The sequence below is a fragment of the Enterocloster sp. OA13 genome (assembly GCF_022440595.1).
Classification (GTDB): domain Bacteria; phylum Bacillota; class Clostridia; order Lachnospirales; family Lachnospiraceae; genus Enterocloster; species Enterocloster hominis.
Genome location: NZ_JAKNTF010000001.1, coordinates 841646 through 862529, shown reverse-complemented (window position 1 = coordinate 862529; position 20884 = coordinate 841646). Strand labels below are relative to the sequence as shown.

Annotated in this window: 16 protein-coding genes and 2 pseudogenes; 2 read left to right on the top strand and 16 right to left on the bottom strand. The window is 48.7% G+C overall.

Annotation, left to right across the window (positions count from 1 at the left end; all coding sequences use genetic code 11):
- Position 1: 1 nt before the first annotated feature.
- Positions 2–1407 (bottom strand): annotated as a pseudogene (gene rlmD, locus MCJ35_RS03745) (23S rRNA (uracil(1939)-C(5))-methyltransferase RlmD).
- A 449-nt stretch (positions 1408–1856) separates the two neighbouring features.
- Entirely contained in the window at positions 1857–2186 is a 330-nt protein-coding gene (locus MCJ35_RS03740; RefSeq protein WP_025482912.1) for a winged helix-turn-helix transcriptional regulator, read from the bottom strand.
- Between the two features lie 163 nt (positions 2187–2349).
- Here MCJ35_RS03740 and MCJ35_RS03735 point away from each other — a divergent pair, with 163 nt between their 5' ends.
- Positions 2350–3114, top strand: coding sequence for an EFR1 family ferrodoxin (locus MCJ35_RS03735; protein ID WP_025482913.1), 765 nt, complete (start codon positions 2350–2352; stop codon positions 3112–3114).
- A 102-nt stretch (positions 3115–3216) separates the two neighbouring features.
- Here the strand turns inward: MCJ35_RS03735 and MCJ35_RS03730 are convergent, their stop codons facing one another.
- The 3 genes from MCJ35_RS03730 to MCJ35_RS03720 all read right to left on the bottom strand — a co-directional run bounded on the left by MCJ35_RS03730 (position 3217) and on the right by MCJ35_RS03720 (position 7408).
- Positions 3217–3534 carry a hypothetical protein gene (locus MCJ35_RS03730; RefSeq protein WP_008722130.1) on the bottom strand — a complete coding sequence of 106 codons (318 nt, stop codon included), beginning with the start codon at positions 3532–3534 and terminating at the stop codon, positions 3217–3219.
- A gap of 116 nt (positions 3535–3650) precedes the next feature.
- Positions 3651–6233: an ATP-dependent helicase gene (locus MCJ35_RS03725; protein ID WP_240299362.1), complete on the bottom strand. Its 2583-nt coding sequence runs from the start codon at positions 6231–6233 to the stop codon at positions 3651–3653.
- Positions 6234–6319: 86 nt separating this feature from the next.
- Positions 6320–7408, bottom strand: coding sequence for a diguanylate cyclase domain-containing protein (locus MCJ35_RS03720; RefSeq protein WP_008722126.1), 1089 nt, complete (start codon positions 7406–7408; stop codon positions 6320–6322).
- Positions 7409–7585: 177 nt separating this feature from the next.
- Between MCJ35_RS03720 and MCJ35_RS03715 the strand changes: the two genes are divergently transcribed.
- Positions 7586–8203, top strand: coding sequence for a DUF1836 domain-containing protein (locus MCJ35_RS03715; protein WP_008722124.1), 618 nt, complete (start codon positions 7586–7588; stop codon positions 8201–8203).
- Positions 8204–8392: 189 nt separating this feature from the next.
- Here the strand turns inward: MCJ35_RS03715 and MCJ35_RS03710 are convergent, their stop codons facing one another.
- From MCJ35_RS03710 to MCJ35_RS03660, 11 genes and pseudogenes are all read right to left on the bottom strand, one after another.
- A complete protein-coding gene (locus MCJ35_RS03710; protein ID WP_008722122.1) occupies positions 8393–8713 on the bottom strand; it encodes a YerC/YecD family TrpR-related protein in 321 nt (106 codons plus the stop codon).
- A 257-nt stretch (positions 8714–8970) separates the two neighbouring features.
- Complete coding sequence (locus MCJ35_RS03705) at positions 8971–9798, bottom strand: Cof-type HAD-IIB family hydrolase (protein WP_025482917.1); 828 nt, start codon at positions 9796–9798, stop codon at positions 8971–8973.
- A 103-nt stretch (positions 9799–9901) separates the two neighbouring features.
- On the bottom strand, positions 9902–11512 hold the full coding sequence (locus MCJ35_RS03700) for a cache domain-containing sensor histidine kinase (RefSeq protein ID WP_162158511.1): 1611 nt from the start codon (positions 11510–11512) through the stop codon (positions 9902–9904).
- On the bottom strand, positions 11509–12942 hold the full coding sequence (locus MCJ35_RS03695) for an ABC transporter substrate-binding protein (protein ID WP_025482919.1): 1434 nt from the start codon (positions 12940–12942) through the stop codon (positions 11509–11511). The genes MCJ35_RS03700 and MCJ35_RS03695 overlap by 4 nt, the downstream gene beginning before the upstream one ends.
- 64 nt (positions 12943–13006) lie before the next feature.
- On the bottom strand, positions 13007–13243 hold the full coding sequence (locus MCJ35_RS03690; RefSeq protein ID WP_162158512.1) for a helix-turn-helix domain-containing protein: 237 nt from the start codon (positions 13241–13243) through the stop codon (positions 13007–13009).
- 180 nt (positions 13244–13423) lie between these two features.
- Entirely contained in the window at positions 13424–13888 is a 465-nt protein-coding gene (locus MCJ35_RS03685) for a PDDEXK family nuclease (protein WP_240299361.1), read from the bottom strand.
- Between the two features lie 43 nt (positions 13889–13931).
- Entirely contained in the window at positions 13932–14537 is a 606-nt protein-coding gene (locus MCJ35_RS03680) for a hypothetical protein (RefSeq protein ID WP_240299360.1), read from the bottom strand.
- Positions 14538–14980: 443 nt separating this feature from the next.
- Positions 14981–17485, bottom strand: a complete 2505-nt coding sequence (locus MCJ35_RS03675; RefSeq protein ID WP_025482923.1) for a glycosyl hydrolase — start codon at positions 17483–17485, stop codon at positions 14981–14983.
- A gap of 77 nt (positions 17486–17562) precedes the next feature.
- Positions 17563–18939 (bottom strand): sensor histidine kinase, encoded by a 1377-nt coding sequence (locus MCJ35_RS03670; RefSeq protein ID WP_025482924.1) that lies wholly within the window; start codon positions 18937–18939, stop codon positions 17563–17565.
- A gap of 183 nt (positions 18940–19122) precedes the next feature.
- Positions 19123–19406 (bottom strand): annotated as a pseudogene (gene tnpA / locus MCJ35_RS32500) (IS200/IS605 family transposase); the annotation flags it as partial.
- Positions 19407–19632: 226 nt separating this feature from the next.
- Positions 19633–20859: an alpha/beta hydrolase gene (locus MCJ35_RS03660; protein ID WP_025482925.1), complete on the bottom strand. Its 1227-nt coding sequence runs from the start codon at positions 20857–20859 to the stop codon at positions 19633–19635.
- Between the last annotated feature and the right edge of the window lie 25 nt (positions 20860–20884).

The window sequence follows — 20884 nt, the reverse complement described above, 5'->3', positions numbered from 1 at the left end:
TCTATCTAAATTTCCACCTCACTCCACAAGTGACATCATTATCACCACTTCGACATTCCCCGTCCCCGGAAACATATCCACCGCACAAACCTTCTCCACCCTATATCCTCTCTCCTGCAGCACCACCAAATCCCTCACCAGGCTGGTTGGCTTACATGAAATATACACAATCCTGTCCACCCCAAATTCAATTATCTTCCCCAATGCCTTTGGATGGATTCCATCCCTTGGCGGATCCACGACAATCAGGTCCGGCTTATCCTCCAGGTCATCAATCACCTTCAGAACATCCCCTGCCACGAATTCGCAGTTATCCAGTCCATTGAGTCTGGCGTTCACCTTTGCGGCTTCTACCGCTTCCTCCACGATTTCCACACCCACAACCTTTTTAGCCACGGGCGCCAGTATCTGGGCAATGGTCCCTGTGCCGCTGTAAAGGTCAAACACCACCTTATCCTTTGTCTCCCCTACAAAGCCGCGGGCCGTATCATACAGCACCTCTGCCCCCATGGAGTTGGTCTGGAAAAAGGAAAATGGGGATATCCTGAACCGAAGCCCCAGCAGTTCCTCGTAAAAAAAGTCCTGTCCATAAAGAACATGGGTTGCATCACTCTGTACCACATCGGCCAGGGAATCATTTTCCGTGTGGAGGATTCCTGCAAACCGGCCGTCAACAGGCAGGGCCAGCAGGCGTTCCTTCCACCCGGATAACACAGCCGCCTCATCCCTGCCGCCCAGATACTCCCTCTGGGTACTGGTAACCAGATCCACCAGGATTTCTCCTGTCTTCACTGCCCGGCGTACCAGCAGATGACGCAGATACCCCTTGTGCTGTAGCTTTTTATAAAATGCAGTCCCAAGTTCCTCGAAATATTCCTTCGTAGCCACCAGAACCCTGCAAAAATCCGGATGTACAATCTGGCAGTCCGGTGTTGTAACAATATCATAAAAGCTTCCCCGCCTGTGCATTCCCAGCGCCAGCGGTCCATCCTTTACCTCATCGCCAAAGGAGAACTCCATTTTGTTGCGATATCCCTTTTCCAGGGGGCTGGCCTTGATTCCCATAAACTCATAGCTATCCGGTTCCACCACGCCGTCTAAAAGGGATTTTACCTGTTCCTCCTTGATTTTCAGCTGTGCTTCATAAGGCAGGCTCTGGTAAATGCAGCCGCCGCACAGGCCAAAGTGGGGACATGCATTCTCCGGCAGTTCCAAAGGCGAACGCTCCAAAACCTCCAGCGCCCTTGCCTCGGTTTTACCTTTCCTCCTCTTTGTAACCACACATTGGATTTTCTGTCCCGGAACTGCATTTTTTACCACCACGCGTTCCCCATCTATCATAAGTATTCCTTTATTTGGAAAATCTATTTTTTCGACAATGCCTTCGTAAATCTCGCCTTTTTTCATTCTATTATCTCCGTTTCTGTCATGATACTCCTGACACTATGATACTCCTGCTATTATGATACCCCTGCTATTATGATACTCCTGCTATTATGATACCCCTGCCATAATATCACATGTATCTTCCATTTTTTCATCGTCTCATTATATCATGTCCTTAAATACACATCAAGTTATCATATCCGGTCAATGGCCACATTCAAATCATCATATCCAGTCAATAACCACACCATATCATCCTATCCAAGCTATCGCCACATCCTATCATCATATCCAGCCTATCGCTCCCCGCATCCTATCATCATATCCAGCCTATCGCTCCCCCGCATCCTATCACGACCATTACCAAAAAAAGAAAGTCCCCCATTCCCCCGCACATAAACTAACTCAAACTTCACACAAAGCCTCCCTCATGCCTGTCATTTCCCCGTATTCTCCTCCCCTCATGCCTATCATTTCCCCAGATTCTCCTCCCCCCATGCCTTCACATATTCCATTACTGGCATAAAGCTTTTCCCAAGTTCAGTCAGGGAATACTCTACTTTAGGCGGGATTTCTTTATAATCATGTCTGTGGATAAATCCATCAGCCTCAAGTTCGCGCAGCTGTGTTGTCAGTGATGACTCGGAAATCCCTCCAATATGGCGGCGCAGCTCCCCAAATCTCTGAATATCCTGAAAACCTATGTAATACAGAATCTCCAGCTTCCATTTTCCCCCAAGGATTTTCTGTACTGCAGAGATAGTTGCACAGCGTTCAGGAACACCCGTTTCCTTTTTCATTGAAATCACCTCATTTCAGGCTAATTATACAGCCAGTACTACAATAAAGCAATGTACAGCAAAAAATCTAAGTACTTTTATTTTCATCGTACTATGCTATAATCAGGCTATCGCATGGGATTAAATCATCAAAAACGCCCTGCGCAGCAGGAGGAGAGCCAGCATGAAAACAGTCATTTATTACTTTTCGGCAACCGGAAACAGCCTGAAGACAGCCGCAATCATATCACAGAAGCTGGGGGCAGAGATGCTGCCCATGGTGAAATACAAAGGAACCATCTGCACAGCAGATAAAATAGGCCTGGTCTTCCCAACCTATTTCTGGGGTGTTCCCCGGACCGTGGGGGAATTCATAGATAAACTGCGCGTGAGCCGGGATTCCCCATATATTTTTGCGGTCCCCACCTATGGTGAACTGCATGGCGGGGTACTGGGCCAGGTAGACAGATTGTTGGCAAAAAAGGATTTGAAGCTGGATTATGGCAGGGAAATCAAAGCAGTTGCAAATTTCGTGGAGGAATATAATCCAAGAATCCATCTTGCAGGAAAAAGATTAAAAGAGGCCGCCAGGCTGGCTGAACTGGCCGCCAGTGAAATAGCTGCAGGAATCAGCAATTCCCCCTTCCGTTATTCGGCCGCAGACAAATTATTCTACAAAATATATACAGATATTAAGGTCAATCATGACCAGGGGTTTCATGTTGACGATACATGCATACAATGCGGTATCTGCCAAAACATATGCCCCAATCACAATATAATCTTAAAAAACGGAGCATTGGAATTCCAGCATCAATGTGAACACTGCGTTGCGTGTATCAATTGCTGCCCCCAAAAAGCAATCCAGTGGAAATCAGCCACCCAAAAACGGAACCGGTATAAACATCCGGATGTCACGGTCAGAGAAATCATTTCAGGGATGCAGTAATTTTGAATATTCACTCCCCGTTTCCAAACCTCCAAACACTTCCTCCATTCCCCGAAAAAAGGACCATCCCACAGGGGACGGTCCTTCCTAAATCCGTAATCTCTATTCAGACTTCTCAGTCTTTTTCTCCTCCGGCTCCTCATCTTCAAAGAAGTCATCGTCAAAATCATCGTCAAAGTCGTCTTCAAAATCTTCCAGATAATCCGGTGTAAAGAAGCGGTACACTGCATATGCAATACCTGCCACGGCTGCTACGGCGCCGATGATGGCCAGTACCCAAAGGATACAGTTTTTCTTCTTCTCATCTTCCTCTCTTTTGTGAAGCAGTTCATTGATTCTGCTGGAATTCATCAGTTCTTCTACACGGCTTAATGCCTCTTTTCCCATTGCATCGAATCTGTCTCTGTCAAACCTGTTCATCCGGTCCACGTCCTTTCTTATATGCAAGCAATAAGCTCAGATACATATTTTTAATTATTATACCATGGAAGTCCCTTTTTTACTATCCCAATTTCTTGAATTTTTAACCAGCCATCCTATATTTTTTTTAACTTTGCAAAAGATGCGAACATCTTCTTCTGACCAGCCGTGTCAAATTCAACCGTTACTTCATAGTCCTTCCCGCCGTCCTTTATGGACTTGACGGTTCCCTCCCCGAACTTAACATGCTTTACCCTGTCTCCCTCACTGTAGTTCAGGGAAGCAGGCTTTTCAACCGTAAATGCCTTGCCAAAAGCCGGTTTCCCACCGGGCCCGCCATGACCCGCACTTCCGCCATAGCCAGCGCCTCCGGCATAGCCGGCATTCCCGCCATAGCCCGTGCCTCCGCCGTAGCCAGCACCTCCGCCATATCCGGCACCTCCGCCATATCCAGCTCCTCCGGCACGGCCGCCAAACACAGCCCCACTGCCTGTCCCACTGCCGCCGCCAGATCCTGCCCCACTGCCTGTCCCAACGCCGCCGCCAGATCCTGCCCCGCTGCCCGGTCCGGCAGTCCCGCTGTCAAACCCGTCAAATGGCGACGCCGTCTTCGACGCATAGGCATTATAGCCCTTGCCGAATGTGCTTGTACGTCCCGATGCCACAGACTGGTTCCATGGAAGTCCTGCATCGCCCGCACTGCTTCCAAAGCCTGAGGCATTTCCCTGTCCTGCACCGTTGCCGCGGCCGCCATAGCTTCCAAACACCGGCTCCAGGCGTTCTTCATCCAATAATTCTGCAGGCACTTCCTCCAGGAACCGGCTGGGCTTGCAGTATCTTGTCTCTCCGTTGACCATGCGCTGTCTGGCCGAGGTCAGCACCAGTTCCTTCTTCGCCCTGGTAATGCCAACGTAGCACAGACGCCGCTCCTCCTCCAGGTCCGTCCTGTCATCTGAATTAATGGACATCATGCTGGGGAACAGGCCGTCCTCCATCCCCACCAGGTATACCTTGGGAAACTCCAGGCCTTTGGCGCTGTGGAGCGTCATAAGGGTCACACGGTCCTCGGACTCATCCATGCTGTCGATATCAGCCACCAGCGCCACCTGTTCCAGGAATTCGTCCAGGGTGGGGTGTTCGCTGTCCTCCTCATAGCTTACCGCCTTGTTCACCAGTTCCTCGATGTTCTCAAGACGTGTCTGGGCCTCAATCTCGCCCTCTGCCTCCAGTTCCTGCTGGTAACCGGTCTCATCCATAATCCCTTCAATCAGGTTCCGGATGGAAAAATCCTCTGATTCAGCCCTGGCCCTGAAGCTCTCCATCTGCCCCACGAACTTCAGGATTTTCTCCGCGGCCTTACCCAGCCCCGGAACCTGGCGCGCTTCCTTCAGCGCCCCATAGAGACTCATGCCGTGCTCGGATGCAAACGCAGTCACCTTGCCCATAGTGGTCGCGCCGATGCCGCGCTTTGGAACATTGATGATCCTCAGCACAGCCAGGTCATCCACACCGTTGGCAATTGTCTTAAGGTAGGCCAGGATGTCTTTGATTTCCCTCCGCTGGTAGAAGTTCACGCCTCCCACCAGACGGTAAGGCACGTTATAGAAAATGCACCGTTCCTCTATGAGACGGGACTGGGCATTGGTCCTGTAGAGCACGGCCTGGTCCTGATAGGCAAATTCACTGTCCCGTATCTGTCTGGCCACATAATCCGCCTCATCCCTGGCCATGTCAAACTGCTTGAACCGGATCAGATTCCCTTCCCCATTGGCTGTCCACAGGGTCTTATCCTTCCTTCCGCGGTTGTGGCGGATAACGCCGTTTGCCGCATTGAGGATGTTCTGGGTGGAGCGGTAATTCTCCTCCAGCTTAATGACCTTTGCACCCGGAAATGCTGACTCAAAACTCAGGATATTCTCTATATCGGCCCCGCGGAACCGGTAAATGGACTGGTCATCGTCACCTACCACACAGAGATTCCTGTACTTATCCGCAAGCAGGTTCACCAGCTTGAACTGGGCCTGGTTGGTGTCCTGGTACTCATCCACCATGATGTATTTAAACCGCTCCTGATAATAGTTCAGCACCTCGGCATTATTCTGGAACAGTTCCACGGTCTTGACAATCAGATCGTCAAAATCCAGGGCATTGTTCTTCTTTAACTGCTTCTGGTACTCCCTGTATATCTCCCCCACCTTTTTCTGGCGGAAATCCTGCCCTGCGTTCAGAAGGAACTCCTCTGGCATGATCAGCTTATCCTTGGCCGAGGATATCACGCCCAGCACGGAGCGCTCCTTAAACTGCTTTGTATCCACGTCCAGACTCTTAAATACCTGCTTCATCAATGTCTTCTGGTCATCACTGTCGTAGATGGAGAAGCTGGTGGTGTATCCCAGGCATTCAATGTGCCTGCGCAGGATCCTTACGCAGGTGGAATGGAAGGTGCTCACCCATATGCTCTCAGCCCCAAAGCCTACCAGCTGGTCCACACGCTCCCTCATCTCCCCTGCCGCCTTGTTGGTAAATGTAATGGCCAGTATATTCCAGGGGTTCACGTCCTTCTCATCAATCAGGTAGGCCACCCGGTGCGTCAGCACCCTGGTCTTGCCGGATCCTGCTCCGGCCAGGATTAAAAGAGGACCTTCGGTGTGAAATACAGCCTCTTTCTGCATGGGGTTTAATGTATCGTAAATACTCATATTTTATGTACCGCCTTTATTTCTTCATTCAATGTGTCAGATGTATAAGTATACCATTCCTGGCCCCATCGTGCAACTTTAAAACCCTACGGTTCCTTCTGCACGACTCCTTCTCCGCCGTCCCTGCATTTTCCTTCTTCACCGTTCCCGCATCCCTTATCTGCGCAGTCCCCGGTCTCCCCTTCTTCCCCGTGCCCTTCCCACCAGCAGAACATGTTCTTGCCGCTGGTCTTGGCACGGTACAGGGCTTCATCCGCTTTCCGGTAGGCGCTGTCAAATGTCCCGCTGTCCCGGCTTATCTGTGTGATGCCGATGGAACAGCTCTGGTCCAGTCCCATCCTCAGGAGGATTCGGCTGATGGACTGGATCAGGGTGCGGGCTTCCCTTTCCCCCTGCTCCCTTTCTGTGGAGCCTGGCAGGAAAATCATGAACTCATCGCCTCCTATCCTGCCTGCAATGGCGGAGGGCGGGACAAAGTCCATAAGCACTGCCGCCACTTCCTTCAGTAGCTCATCCCCTTTAAGATGGCCATGGGTATCATTGACCTTCTTAAAATCATCCATATCAATGACGAACATCAGGCCGCTTTCATGGTCCTTGGTCAAAAGCCTGGTGATGTGCATTTCCGTATACTTCCTGTTGTACAGGCCGGTCAGGGAATCCAGCTGTATGGTCTTCTCAAGGATGGCGGTCCGTTCCAGGGCTGCAGCTGCCTGGTCCGCAATGGTCTTGGGATAGTACTCGCCCTCCTGCTGGTAGATATAAGGCACGGACTGGTGCAGGCTGTCAATGACAAGCCGTCCGTTGTCATCCCGGTGAAGCCCGGCCGTGATTCTTGTATCCATGTCAATGATGACTTCCTTCCCGTCCGTATCCTTTTCCTGGGCCTTGAATTCCCCATAGACAACACAGCTGTTTTCCGTAATCAGCTTTGCCTCATACCAGGCCTCCCTGATGACAAAGCTGATTCCGTCCGCCTCCTCCTGGTCCTTCCTCATTCCTTCCGTCAATGCCTCCAGGCCCAGGTAGAACTCATGCCGTCCCGTTCCAATGACAAGCACGTCCGGTGAACAATATGTAAGTAATCCGGCCAGTATCTCCGGGTTGCCCGATATATAGCCTTCCATCACACTCTGAATCAATTGTTTTGCTTCCCTGCAAATATCGTCCCGCATACTTATTCCTTTCGATTTGATTGCAAATTCCTCTGACATACAATATATCATAATATGGCGGTTTCTGCTACTGTCAAAGTATTTTGCCATGTTCTTACATTTGCCCCTTGTCATCTAGTATTCAATACTATATAATAGATATAGCAATGTGATTTCAAAGACAGAGGTGACTGACAGATGAAGACAAATGAAGAACGTGTTCGGGATCTGCTGGCCTATTTGGGAAGTCTGTCCCATGTTAAGCCGGAAGAAATACCTGATATTGATTTATATATGGACCAGGTTACCACCTTCATGGAAGGCCATTTAAAGGATATGCGGCGCCATCCTGAGGATAAGGTGCTGACCAAGACCATGATTAACAACTATGCCAAGAATAACCTGCTTCCCCCGCCCGTGAAGAAGAAGTATTCCAAGGACCACATGCTCATGCTGATATTCATCTATTACTTTAAGAGCCTGTTATCCTTTAATGATATTGAGGAACTGTTCCGCCCCATCACATCCAGACATTTTACCGGCAAGGATTCCCCCCTGTCCTTGGAAGATATCTATACAGAGGTATTTACCCTGGAAAAGGGTGAGATGGGTAACCTGATGAAAGACGTGACCGGCAAATTCACCCGCTCCCGTAAAACCTTCCAGGACGTTCCGGTGGATGAGGAAGATAAGGAATACCTGCAGCTCTTTGCATTTATATGTGAACTGTCCTTTGATGTCTATCTGAAGACGCAGATGATTGAGATGATTGCGGACCAGCTGCGCGGGGAGACAACGCCTCCGCGGAAGAAGTGATTCATGGTGTAATCCATGGCGTGTTTGGGAACAGCTATCCGGAATTTAAAAACGTATATCCCGGCATATTGGTTGATATGCCGGGATATACGTTTTATATATTATATTATCTGCTTTTTTACATTGCAGCCCATCACCGCTGACAGGCTGGTCCATTTCCCTGCTTCCGTTTACTCATCTTCCGCTTACTTATCTGCCGTCTTCCTTTTCCGGAACAACACTTTCTACCTGAAGCCTTGAAAACACCATATCATATCCGTCGCTTCCGTAGTTCAGAGAGCGGTTCACACGGCTGATGGTTGCCGTGGATGCCCCTGTTTTCTCCGCAATCTCCAGATAGGTCTTGCCTTCCCTCAGCATCTTGGCAACCTCATAGCGCTGTGAAAGTGACAAAAGTTCATTAATCGTACACACGTCCTCGAAGAACTTATAACACTCCTCTGGATTCTTTAGTGTCAGTATGGCATCAAATAAATGATCCACTGCGTCCGTTTTAATCTTTTTGTTCATGTCCTGGTTCTCTCTCCTTATAATTTATGCGGTTCACACTCTCCCCCGACCGCATGTAGTTGTGGAATCAATGTCCCTGCATCAAGGGACACAGGCCTTTGGCATGCCTGGATACCATCCGGACAGGCCATAAGCCTCATACCCACTCATTTTAACATATTAAAGTTTGAAAGTCCATACATGATAACACTTTTTCAATGTAAAGTTTCACCGTGTGCATTGTATGTCTGCCGGATTACCGGCATGTATCCGTCCACTCACAGCACATCCTGCCCGCGTCCCAGCATGAATTTCTCCACCACCAGGCCGACGCCGTCATGATTGTTGGAAGCCGTCACATAATCCGCCGCATTCCTCACAGGCAGAACTGCATTTTCCATGGCCACCCCAAGACCTGCGTACTTAATCATGGTCAGGTCATTGTATCCGTCCCCGCAGGCAATCATCTGCTCCTTCTTCAGGCCAAGGATGTCCAGGAGGCGGGCCAGGGACTGTGCCTTATCTATGCCCTTTGGCATGATTTCAAGGAAATATTCCTCGGAACGGTATACGCTGAAATCACGGCCCATCGCAGCCTTCACCTTCGGCTCCACGGTCACCAGGTAATCCCCGTCATCCAGCATGATGAACTTGGGTACCTGAAAATCCACATAGGACTTCATGTCATCCACCTGGCGCAGCGGAAGATGGTTGATGTTGGATTCAGCGGTTGCATAAGGACATTCCTTGTTGTTGGTGATGACCTCCTCCCCCTCATAGGTAAGGATATCCACACGGTGCTCTTCCGCCAGCCCGATGATTTTCTGATTGGACTCCAGCGGAAGGAGGGATGAAAATACAGTCTCTCCTGTCCTGCAATTGGTTATCATCCCCCCGTTATAGGATAATATATAGCTTCCGAAACGGTCCATCTCCAGTTCCTTTGCCAGCGGCTCCACGCCGGGCGTTGGGCGTCCGGAAGCCAGAACCACGATATTGCCCGCTTCCTGGGCCTCCATTAAGGCGTCCCTGGTCCTGGGCGTGATGATTTTGTCCCGGTTGGTCAGCGTACCGTCTAAATCCAATACGATTATCTTATAGTCCATTGCTTTTTCTCCCCTGCTTGTTTGATAGATTCCGGAAATGATTCCATGGGTTTATTTTAGCAGAAAGATTGCTTTGATACAACCTTAACAATGCCATTATCCCTTATTCACATATCCTGTCAGAAGAAGTCCCATCTGACCCCTGCTGCGCGTTCCCCTCTTCCTCCGGCTCCGCCTTGCCCGGTATGAACGGCAGACAGAATACCACAACCGTCCCCTTCCCCTCATTACTCATGATTTTCAGCCCATATCCTGGTCCGAAGGTCCTGCGTATCCTGTCATGGACATTCCTGATTCCAGTATCCAGCCCCTTATCACCGGTCTGTACATCCGTCCCATCCTGGTCCGGGCCGGCATTAAGGGCCGTAAGTGTTTCCTCTGTCATCCCCACGCCATCATCCATGACAGTGACCTCCAGGATGCTGTCCTTGCGGCGGGCCTCAATACTCACGGTGCCGTCTCCCTTCTTGGGTAATAAACCGTGCCTGACCGCATTTTCCACAACAGGCTGCAGGCTCATCCTGATGATGGATGCGTCCATTACATCCTCATCCGCACTGACTTCCAGCTGAATCCTGTTTTCATGCTGAATCCCCATGATATAGAAATAATCCCGTATGTTCCCGATTTCCTTTTTCAGCGGAACCATGCTGCCGCCGCTGCTCAGGTATTCCACCTGCCGTGACAGGCTTTCCACTATTCCGGCGTTTTCATTTTCCTCATGTTCCAGCAGCCCCACTGTCCTCCATATGTGTTTCGCAGAGTAGGAATACAGGCAAAGCAGCACCAGGAAAGTACCGCTTAAAAACGCCACGATACTCTGTACGGTGCCGTTAAGGCTGCTCATGACAGCGTCCCTCCCCACCTGGGCCGCCACAATCCAGCCACAGCCGTCCATCCGTTCATAAACCACATGCTGCCTTGCATCAGTCAGGTATCCCCTTGTTTCCGTCATGGAAGACAGGTAAGGAACCATACGTTCCAACGGCTTTCCTATCTCAGAACCATCCATGCTGTAAATGCAGATTCCATTTTTGTCAATGATGGAAAATGTTCCATTTTCCCCCACCCCCATATCCCAAAGCGCCGAAGACAGCTTTCCAACGTCCACGTCCAGATAGAGGTTTCCCAAACTGATTCCAATGGTCTTAAAGGATGTCAGGTCCTGGTAACTTCTGCGGAAGGTTAAGACCCGGTTCCCGGAATCTGGGAAATAACTGTCCGCATGGGTGGGAAGCGCTGAAAAAGCCTCACTGCTGTACCCTTCCTGCGATATCCATTGCCGGAAAGCAGTTTCATCCAGCGCCTTCTGCATGTTCCTGGTGGCATAATATATCCTGCCTTCCCTATCCACAAATGAGGCGGTGCGGATCCTGCTGTCCTCCTCCAGCATTTCTCCAAGGAACAAGGCCATCTGGATGCGTTTCTCCTGGTCTGCCATGGACTTATCCTTAAGCAGCTGGTAAAGGAGTCTGCCATCCTCTGTGTAAATGTCATACATGTGCTTGGTGAGACTGCTGCTCCCGTCCACCATTTCCCGCGCACCACGGACCGCGCAGCCGACCGTCCGGCCCATGTCATCCAGTATGACCTGTTCCATATCTCCCTTAAACCTGTAAAACAGCATGGTACCAGCAATCAGCAGCGGCACCAGCCCGCCAAAGATGAAGGCCAGGGTCAGGCGGTAAAAAACATTTCTCCTTGTCTGTATCATGGCGCCTCCCTCTCCCATATACGGGTCAGGTCATCCGCCAGATAGGACGTACTCTCCTCACCCCAAAGGGTATCCACCAGCCGTTGGGCAAAGCAGGCGGCAAATCCATCGGGGACCTCGGCATTTTCCATCATTATCCCGGTGCGTACCGGATTGGTGGAATAGGCCGACTCCATGATTGCCTGGTTTTGCATATGTAATCGGTTGACAGGGCGCACGGTCACCGGGTCCCCATCCATGGCGGCCAGTATATTTTCATAGATTCCTTCTGAATAATAAAATTTCAGGAAACGTTCCGCCGCCTCCATCTTCTCCTTATCCCGGGCCGTGGCCGTGGATATCCCCCATTCCACATTGCGGTCCTGTACCGCATAGGTAATCCCGTCTTTGCCGGGCAGGAAGAAAAATCCCAGATGTATCTGCGGATTCAGGTCCTCAATCCGTGACAGCATCCAGGGACCTGCGTACACCATGGCGGCCTTCCCCGATGACAGTTCCTGGGCTGTCCTAATGTCGGAAGCATTGCGGTATTCCGGGTTTATATAATCCTGTGCCCCAAGATTCCGGTAATCGGCAAGCATCTGCCGGGTGCGTTTGGCAGTCCACTGCACTTCTCCGCCCTCTGTAACCATATAATTCCTGAACAGGTAATCTGCCCAGTATTCCATATGCCGCACATCGGCTGCCCCCAGGGCCAGGGGGTTGCGGCCTGCATCCTTTACCTGTTGGCAGATTTGGAGGAAATCCTCATATGTGTCAGGTTCAGACAGCCCCAGTCCAACAAATATATCTTTATTGTAAATGATTCCCAGCGTCGTGGCATACCGGGGTACACCATAACACACCCCTTCATATATTCCCGGATTTTCCACCAGGGCAGAAACTCCCTCCGGAACCGGCGCCAGAAGCCCTGCGGCAACCAGGGTGGAGGTTTCCTGTATTTCCACAATATCAAAGAATTCCTTTTGGGCCGCCAGTATTTTCAGGGACTCAAGGTGGGATTGGCACTTATTTTCCGGCATACTGTAAAGCTCCACCTCTATATCCTCATTTTCCCTCATGAACGCCTCTGCCGTGTCCTCAACCACTCTTTTCCATTTAAGGTCGCTGGCGGAGTATACCAGGCGGAGTTTGACCGGATTGGAAATCCCATCTGAGCTGACAGCCAGTCCGGTATACGGTTTATGGACCGCACCGCCTTCACCGGATAGTGTCATCCGGGCGGAGCAGGCGGACAGCGTGATTACTGGAAGCATGATGGCTGATAGAATGGAGATGGACGTGAGGAGGAAACGGACGGCACCAGATTGAATGGCGTTGGAACACCCGGAGGTAAATTGTATGGCATTGGAGCATGGTTCGGAAATCCGTTGTCCTCCGGCACCCTGAGTTTTAGCACTTTGGTTCCTCCAGCGTGCTGCATTTCCCATCCGTCCCCTGCCTTTGTGCCCTGCTTCTCCCGCTGGGTTTCCTGTATTTGCTTGGGTTCTGCTATTACTTCCCTTTAAAATCCTCATTAATCCGGCGTACATTCTTATACCCCACAGCCTTAGCCGCCTCATTTGCCTTATCATCCGTGTTATTAAGCAGCTTTACGGCTCCCTTCATCCTTATATCGGTCAGATAGTTCCTGGGATTCTCCCCTGTATTCTTCCTATAAAAGCTGTTGAAATACCGTCTTCCGTGTGATTGGCTCCAGCTCAGATCCGTTCCAGCGGCTTCAGTATTCAATCTTTTACCCCCATAGACTACCGCTTTCTTGGCATAGGAGAGTTCCTGATGCCTGTCAGTGAAAATCATCTTGTAACCGGTCCCTGATGGTTATCCTTTGCAGTATAGGGATTCCCGTTTTCATTGTTCTTATGTGAAATTATGGCATGGTAGCGGGCAATATCTGATGTTATCCGCACTTCATACCTCCCTCAACCTGAGTTTATTGTCAATGAATTCATATTGAATCAATTTCACGGATGACCAGATACATGATATGGCAGGCCGACAGCCTTTTGTATAGTATCTTACACATTCCCGGTCTTTTTTCCGTCTGACGGAATCTGAAAAACCTGACGCCACTACATATGCCTCAATCATGGAATAGTCACCGTACGCATATTCTCCCTGAATCCAATCCACATATTTCATTATCTGTCCAATGACATCATCCGTTGCCTCGTCCTTTTTTATCTCCACTACAAGATACCTGGATTTCGTCCTGTATCCTGGAATATACCTGTACCCGAATATATCCATTTTATCCATATAATCAATCGCCTTAAACGGTGAGGCAACCACCTGATGGGAAATATAATCCCACTTTCCCATTGGTGTGCTGTTATCTTCTGACAGCAATTCACACAGTGCGGCTTCAATCGCCATCTCATGATTAATCTTATTTCCTTTTGCACATGAAAGAAGTATGTTATCCGCTGTCAGCCTGTACTGTTCTGTATTTTTCCCTGATCTGATTATGTAATGTATCAGAATATGGATATGCATTTTCATTACGAAGCAGGTTTTCTTCATTTCTTTTTAAAATAATATCCATCAATGCCTGATTCTCATCATCATCCACTTTAATAAATGAAACCTTCCACATTGCCCGCAGCATGCGGAACCTGTCCGGATTGCTGTTTAAAGCATCATCCATATCCACTCCGTTTAAAAAGAACAGAGGCGCTGGCTCAAACACACACAAACAGCGGTTATTGGCAGTTCCTTCGTCCAATAGCGGTTCCAGTTCCCCATAGTTTTTCTTTGAATAATCAACCGGCCGGTCCGCACCAACATAATTTAAAAACCTGCACTCTGAATTAATTTCAATCAGTTTCCCAATACCGTATATTTTCCTCTTAATAAAAAAATAAATGCTGTCACCGGGTTTCATGCTAAGATAATCAGCAAATGTCCCTTCGTGATGCGTCATCCAATTTCCCTTTGGTGCACTGAGATTGGTGCTGTATGTTCCTGTCTTTACGCAATATGTAAGAGAGTCAACATCACTATGTGTCATTATATATCCAGCCATAAAGCCACCTCCTTTACCTATCCCTGTCTCCCTTTGCCCAGATGTGTTTCCCGATTCCTTCCCGCCCCATGCACACCTCACTTTGCATTATATTGAAATGTATAAAACGGGACATGCAGGGAACGGAAAGCAACCGTCAATCGTCCCCTGCACACATACCTGTGTCAGAACCGGAAATACATTCAGGCGGATATGGATTATCTTTCTGTACCGTCCGTTCCGGTCTTGGTAAAGTAATCCATCCTTAACCCATATCTTAAAATGAAATGCAATCCAAAATCTTACCATATGCAATGGGGTGCTTTTTTATCTACTTTACCGCAAAAACACTGGAAAGAAAAGGATAATCTTATATCATCCTTAAATTCATGGGAATAGGATGAATTCCATCCTGTCTTCATGAATCATCCAACGCTGGCTTTATGGGTTACCCAACATTATCTTCACGAATTATCCGGCGCTGTTTTTGGTGTATAAACCGTTTCCTTCCCATCCATCCTGATTAAAACCGACTTTCCCGGAATCTCCTGATTTCCGTATATAAAAGGTCCATCATTAAAATTAGCCGCTGCCTGTATCTTATCCCCATACTCCGTCATCTGCACGGAACCGTCTTCCTTCAGATATTGAAAACCGGTCATTTCCCGTGTGACAGCATTCCGGCTGAATTCGGACCATACCGCATTATGTCTTACTATATCGTCCTTATATTTCTCCCACTGGACGGTGTCCAGATGATAAAGGGGCGGAACATTATAAAGGACTTCCCGCAGCATGCGTGTTCCGGTCTGGTCTTTGATTTTGAAGGTTGACCAGTCCCAATGATAGCTGGTAATCACGGAGTCATTATAGACCAGTTTAAATAGAGGCACATCAAACCTGGGGTCTGTGAACAGTGTCTGATATCTGCTTTTTACGGGAATCCGTCTGGAGAAATGCTCCGCCACCCCACCGTCCGGATTATAGTATTTCCCTATAAAATATTCACTGTCCCTGTTTTCCTTCATATCGTCATCCATCCACGAAAAGCTCTGCATCTCAATCCCATGTGCAAATGCAATGGTAGAAGCCGCAAAATCATGGCCGCCCTCAGAGCCGATGACCATACCATAGGTATCACGGATATATGCCATCCGTTCCAGCCGTGCCTCCAGGTCCTGCTGCTGCGTGGTAATATGGTCCGGTGTATAATCATCATAAATCTCCCCGGTAGCATCACAGTCAATAAACCAGGAATTAAACGGAAGTCCATTTCCCATGATATCCAGCATCCGTTCCACGACAGCAGGAAGTGACAGGACCGGATTCAGCTTGCGCCCCACACCCTTAAATCCCTTTATCTTCTCTCCGTTCCTATCCTCCACCGCTGCCCGGTCATACAGGGATGTATCCTCAAATGCGGCCGTTATCCACTGCTCACTGCCAGGTTCATGTATGGAGTGATAGGAATCATAGCTGCCAATCAGGTAGCCCTGGTTTACCGCCTCCTCCACAAGTTCCGGTTTCGCATATGCCTGTTCCCAGCTGTTAAGCCCAATCCACGCCTGGCTGATGCCGGAATCCTTCATCTGCCGTATCAGTCCCACCGTATCCTGGTCCATCCAACCGGAAGGTTTGCCGAATACATCCGGAAGGTTTGCGGACAGGATATATTTGTTAACCTGGATTTGATTGGATTCGTTCAGGTTTTCATATCCCGGGGCCAGAAGCGATGCCAATTCAGGGGAGGATGTGGTAAATGCATGCCGGAGGGCGGACGGTGCATCGGAGGGTACAGTGGACGGGGCGGTGGATGGTGTGTAGGACGATTCATAAGGCAGTGAAGACAGCTGCCAATAGAATTCCGGCAGTTTCAATACTCCGCTGAGATAATTGCATACCAGATGTTTCTGGTAGTCCGCAACATAATCCTGGGATTGGATTTCATCCAGGGCCGCTTTGATTTCATTTCCATTCTCCACCTGGGATGAAAATGATATAAGGTAATTCATGAACGGCGACCCTATTGCGGTACGGAAGGCCGGCCAGTTCACGTCCTCGGGGGAAATGAGCCGCTCGCCCCAAAGATATATGAATGGTGCGCCGTAAAGCTTCCTTATCATTGGATTAGATTCTGCCTTTTGTTCCAATGTGACAAACCGGTCCGTTTCCTTCACATACTTACGGTAGAGCTTCGCCGCAGAGACAGGGTCATTGTCCGTAAGATAGATGCGGAACCGCTTTGTCCTGTCCGTATCAATAGCCGGAAACCCATTATTCAGTGAAAAGGTCAAATCCGGATTTTGTCTGAAACCTATTTTCGTGTGGAATGGGTCTTCCATGATGAACAGGACCGCGTAATCTCCAGCGGATGATATCCAAAAAGGCATGGAAAACTGTTCAAGGACGGAAAATTCCTTGGCAGAAGGATTGGATTGTCCTGCCAGATTGGGCTGGCCTATCTGCCCCGCCAGATAATCCTTCCAGACCGAATCATCTGCCGGAACCCGCTTTCCCTCACCAAATGGGAAATAATAGCTGTCCGCAGATATTTCCGGCCATGTAAAGGCGTTGTCACTGTCTGTCTCCGAAGTAATCGTAACACTGAGGTAATCGTCTTCAGGGGTAACGGAGACAGCAATCCCATCTTCCTGATACCGCCATGAGACTTCCTCGTCCCTTTTCCGGTAATCTTCCACCACCCTCTCCTGAAGCGGTAAAGCTGCCCGCACTGAACCATCCGCTGTAAACAGTTCAATCGCAAATGTTTCCGAATCCACCTCATACTCAAATGCCATGCCAATGGCTTCCCCAAAATCAGAAGCTTCTTCCTGTTCCCGAAGGACGGCGGGCACCTTCGCCGCATCCGCCCCCTTACTGTCTGCAATGGGATTATGAATCCCGCACCCGGTCAGGCATACCGCAAAAAGCATGCATGCACCCCGGAATAAAAAACCTGGTTTTGTCATGTCAATCTCCTTATCATTTTTATACTTCAGACCCAGTATAATAAGGGGATGTTACATTCATTTGACAAAATCAGGTTTTAAAAAATAACCGTAAATTTTATTCTCCCGTCTTCTGCGGCACAATTTATCCCATAACCGCATTGTTCTGCAATCTTTTTAACAATAGGCAGTCCCAATCCGGTACCGGACAGATTTTGATTGCGGGAGGACTCCCCGACATAGAATGGTTCCCATATTCTGTCTAAATCCAGATTCTCTGCCTGCATCTGGTTGGATATGGTAAAATGACAGCCAGCGTCATTTCCATACAGACATATTTCAATACCAGGCCCGGACTCTGCCGCATATTTAATTGCATTGGACAGTAGGTTAGAGAAAATAGTTGAAACAAGTTCTGCATTTCCCCTGATATGCTGATTCGGTTCTATTGATGCGGAAAGCTCCAGCTTTCTCTGAACAGCAGATATCCTCTGTTCCTCAACCTGTTCCTGTAACAGGCGGTCAAGGGCAATGGTCTCTTCCGGATATTCCTTCTGCCCAATCCGTGACAACCCCAATAACTGTTCTGTGAGCCGGGCCATTTTCGCATTCTGGCGGATAATGGTGTCTAAAAATGTCCCGTCATCCAGCCCATCCTGTATCCCTGACGCATAGGTGCCAATCAGCGAGATGGGCGTCTTCAGGTCATGGGCCACATTGTCCAGCAGCGCCTCCATCTGCCGGTTCTTCCCAAGCAGCATGTCCTGATATTCCTTAATACTTTGGCTCATGCGGTTCATACTGCCGGCCACTGTCTCCAGTTCATCATTGGTACGGATTACCAGCCTGCTGCCATAATCCTGCCCGGTAATCCTGCGTGAAAACTCCTCCATCTCCTTTAATGGGTTGGTAATGTGCCTCACCAGGATATACATGAGGACTACTGCAACCACGGATGAAATGGACAGAAGGATAATCAGGAACTGATTCAAGATGCCAACGGTTTCCTCGGTATTGGGAACCACCGCGGCAATGGCGAACATGCCTTTATCCGTAAACATATACTCAGCCAGAATCCCATACTTCAGTTTTTCCTGCTGATAAAGGCGCAGCTTCATGCCGTGTTCCACCGCATCCTGGTAATCCTGTTCCCAAAGCCAGAACTTCTGGAAGCCTAATCCCTTTTTCCGGAACTGTTCGCGCAGTTCATTGCTGAGGGCTTCACTGTCCGATGTGTTGCCTGAATATACAATCAGGACCTTTTCCTGTTCTTCCAGGATCCTGACAGCAGTTTCCGGCGTTGTACCGCTTTCCAAAAGGGTAATCAGCTGACTTCCAATGTCCTGGATATAATGTTTTTGACTGCGCAGGTAGTATTTCCCTACAATCTTTGAGTTCACTGCAAGGGAAAGGATTAGGGTGAAGGCCATAATCAACGCCGTTCCATAGATGAACTTTTTCCATAATTTATTCATAGGTCTGGTTTTCTGTTTGTGTCTGGCCGGATAAGTGGCCATATACTGGTTCGTGTGGTTGTCTGTAAGTTCCGTTATCTAAGTCAGCAACCACCCGTTCAACTGGTGGTTTGCCATTAGCCCCAAAAGGGCTATCTTACTGCTCTCCCCAAAGGGCGTGTCGCAAGCACCGTTACTGGTCCGCTATAAAGCCGTACCTCTCGAATCTTCTTTTCGTGACTCTTCTGCCTGCGCTTTTGTATACTTCGGTACTGCTTCATCGGTAATATCACCAACTATTTCCATTTAATTCCCTCGTGCCCAAAATACTTTTTCCACTTACTTTGCAATTCGGGGTGTCTGTCGTATAACATGAGTGTACTTTTTCCTTTCAGATTTCCCATAAAATTCGAAATACTTATCTTCTGCGCGATTGCTACGCTTAAATGTACATGATTTATACACACTGCTCCTGCTATGACTTCCACTTACCCGCATTGTTCCACCGCTTCACACCTTTCATTACTTACAAGGCATTTCCAACGAGTATGTGATAAGCTTCCATTGTCCATTTGGACCTCCTCCTGTGCTTGAGTTTGGCTTGCGACACCATTCTCATTTTAGCATAGGAGGATTTTTATTGATATGCTCACCGTTCTACCTGGAATCTGGCATTACTGCTTTTGAATTAACCGCTTCCAGTATAATCCGTAACTACTGTGCAAATGCGTCATGAAAGAATGTTTCCAATTTATCAAATGGGATGATGTCCATCCGATCGTATAAATCTGTATGGGAAGCGCCGGGGATAATCATCAGCTCCTTATTATCTCCCTGTAACAGCTTATATGCTTCCTGGCTATACATAAGAGAATGTGCTTCTTCCCCGTGTACAAGCAGAACAGCACTGCGGATTTCCGGAGCATATTCAAACAGCCGCATATTCATCAGAGAACCGCTGGCAGTTGCCGCCCAGCCATTATTTGCATTGACGGAACGGGGATGATAACCGCGCCCGGTCTTGTAATATGCAACATAATCTTTCACATATTGAGGCGCTTCTTCCGGAGCCTCTTCGGGAAGTCCTCCTCCCATTGTGTAAAAACCGTTTTTATAGTCCTCTGTTCTTTGATGATTGTAAGCTGCACGGGCCTCGTATCTTCCATCTTCATCCACAGAATCAAAATATCCCAGCGCCGTATTTCTGCTCATATCATACATCGTCATTGCTGCCGTTGCTTTTATTCTTGTATCAAGTGCTGCAGTCTGCACTGCCATGCCACCCCAGCCGCAGATACCGATAATTCCAATTTTTTCAGAATCAACATTTTCCTGTATGGAAAGAAAATCAACAGCCGCCTGGTAATCTTCAACATTAATATCCGGAGAATTGAAATCCCTTGGATATCCAGCACTCTCTCCTGTAAAAGAAGGGTCAAATGAGATAGCCAGAAATCCTCTTTTTGCTAGTTCCTGTGCATAAAGCCCGGAACTCTGCTCCTTCACTGCGCCAAAAGGACCACAGACCGCAATGGCCGGAAGCTTTCCCGTATATTCTTTCGGTTCGTAAAGATCCGCAGCCAGAGTAATACCGAAATGATTAACAAATGTTACCTTTCTATGGTTTACTTCATCACTGAGCGGAAAAACCTTATCCCATTCATCCGTGAGTTCGATTGGCTCCATTTTTATGCTAACATCCTTCATGTTCCCATAATTCATTGTCATCGCATCTCCTTCCGTTTCTGCCTGTGCAGATGTTTCTGTTTGTGCCGTTGTTTCTGCCTGTGTCGCCGCTTCCGTCTGTGCTGATTCTGTCTGTGCTGATTCCGTCTGTGCTGATTCCGTCTGTGTCCCAGGCTTCGCACCGCATGCCGCCATGGATGCCATCATGGCTACACAGCCTGTAACTGCTAAGGTTCTCCTCAATAATTTTTTCATTTCTTCCTCCAACTGTTTTTTAGTT